This is a genomic window from Streptomyces sp. ID05-39B, from assembly GCF_033794725.1.
GTDB lineage: Bacteria > Actinomycetota > Actinomycetes > Streptomycetales > Streptomycetaceae > Streptomyces > Streptomyces bobili.
In genome coordinates this window covers 1-1,792 of the sequence record NZ_JARGEF010000490.1, presented here as the reverse complement: position 1 = coordinate 1,792, position 1,792 = coordinate 1, and the positions used below count along the sequence as shown (strand labels likewise).

The 1,792-nt window shown below is 69.3% G+C and carries 2 protein-coding genes; one reads left to right on the top strand and one right to left on the bottom strand.

The genetic code is table 11. The features are described 5' to 3' along the window. Positions 1-14: 14 nt before the first annotated feature. The gene (locus P1P75_RS41390) at positions 15-941 is read right to left on the bottom strand and encodes a metallophosphoesterase (protein ID WP_319265179.1); all 927 of its coding nucleotides are present in this window, start codon (positions 939-941) and stop codon (positions 15-17) included. A gap of 143 nt (positions 942-1,084) precedes the next feature. Here P1P75_RS41390 and P1P75_RS41385 point away from each other — a divergent pair, with 143 nt between their 5' ends. Continuing rightward, on the top strand, positions 1,085-1,549 hold the full coding sequence (locus P1P75_RS41385; protein WP_319265177.1) for a GatB/YqeY domain-containing protein: 465 nt from the start codon (positions 1,085-1,087) through the stop codon (positions 1,547-1,549). The last annotated feature ends 243 nt before the right edge of the window (positions 1,550-1,792 follow it).

The following is a 1,792-nucleotide window of genomic DNA, read 5'->3' as shown; positions in this document are numbered from 1 at the left end:
GCCCAGCCCAGCCCCTACTCCTTCCCTACCAACGTCAACAACGTCACCTCCGGCGGGCACGCGAACCGCACCGGCGTGTAGCGGTTCGTGCCGCAGCCCGCAGACACGTGCAGGTACGCCGTACGGTCGTCCACCGTGTGCGTGGACAGGCCCTTCACCCGGTCTGTGTCCAGGTCGCAGTTGGTGACGAGGGCACCGTAGAAGGGGATGCACAGCTGACCCCCGTGTGTGTGGCCGGCCAGGATCAGGGGGTAGCCGTCCGCCGTGTACGAGTCCAGGACGCGGAGGTACGGCGCGTGCACGACGCCCATCGAGAAGTCCGCCGTCTCCGACGGGCCGCCGGCCACCTGCGCGTACCGGTCCCGCTTGATGTGCGGGTCGTCCAGCCCCGTCAGTTCCACCGACACGCCGTCGATCTTCAGCGTGCCGCGGGTGTTCGTGAGGTTGACCCAGCCGGCGCCGTCGAAGCCGTCGCGCAGGTCTTCCCATTGGTTGTGGACGACGCCGACCACGGGCGGATTGCCGTTCAGCCCGTGCTTGCCCTGGATCTTCTCGGACAGGTAGCGGGCGGGGTTGCGCGGCGTGGGGCCGTAGTAGTCGTTGGAGCCGAAGACGTACGCGCCCGGGAACTCCATCAGCGGGCCGAGGGCGTCGAGAACCTCGGGGATGCCCTCCGGGTCGGACAGGTTGTCCCCGGTGTTGATCACGAAGTCGGGGCGCAGGCCGGCCAGCGAGCGGAGCCAGCGCTGCTTCTTGCGCTGGCCGCCGACCATGTGGATGTCGGACACCTGCAATACGCGCAGGGGCCGCATCCCGGCGGGAAGGACGGGGACCGTCACCCTCCGGAGGCGGAAGGAGCGGGCCTCGAATCCCGCCGAGTACACCAGACCGGCGGCGCCTGCCGCCGCGATGGACAGAGGTACTCCGTATCGCGCGCGCATACGACCATCGTGTCAGACCCGGTCGGCTGCCCGGACCTCACCCGTCCCTGGAACATCCCTGAGCGGCCCCTCAGTTGTCCCTGACGTGCCGCTCCCCAAAATGAAGGGGCGTCGTTCCGTCCGTACCTGCGACAATCAAACCCATGACCACGCTCAAGTCGAAGCTCAAGGAAGACCTCAACGCTGCGATCAAGGAGCGCGATGAGCTCCGCTCCTCGACGCTCCGGCTGACCCTCACCGCGATCACGAAGGAAGAGGTCGCGGGCACGACCAAGCGCGAGCTCTCCGACGACGAGGTGCAGAAGGTGATCACCCGTGAGGCGAAGAAGCGCCGCGAGGCCGCGGACGCCTTCGCGCAGGGTGGTCGGGCCGAGTCGGCCGAGCGGGAGAAGGCGGAGGGCGAGATTCTCGCCACGTACCTGCCCAAGCAGCTCGGCGACGAGGAACTGGAGGCCATCGTCGCCCAGGCCGTCGCGGAGGCGAAGGCGGCCGGTGCCGAGGGTCCGCGGGCGATGGGCGCCGTCATGAAGATCGTGAACCCGAAGGTGGTCGGCCTGGCGGAGGGCGGCCGCGTCGCCGCAGCGGTCAAGAAGTCCCTCGCGGGCTGACCGAAACGCCCGGCCAACCGGAACGACCGGCCAGCCCGGCCAACCCAAACGACCGGCCAGCCCGGCCAACCGAAACGCCCGTGGCTGATCGGGTCGGCATCGCAGGCCGAGCAGGCCGGCCCGGCTGCAAGACGGTCAGAGATACATACGGCCCCTGCCCCCCCATAAGGGGAGACAGGGGCCGTTGCGCACCCAGAGCGAGCCGGTACCGGAGAGGAGAGGGCTTCAGCCCCGTCCCCCACC

What these genes read in the sequence shown, in the direction of transcription:
- P1P75_RS41390 (WP_319265179.1), bottom strand. Translation starts at nt 941, where the DNA reads ATGCGCGCGCGATACGGAGTACCTCTGTCCATCGCGGCGGCAGGCGCC.
- P1P75_RS41385 (WP_319265177.1), top strand. Translation starts at nt 1,085, where the DNA reads ATGACCACGCTCAAGTCGAAGCTCAAGGAAGACCTCAACGCTGCGATC.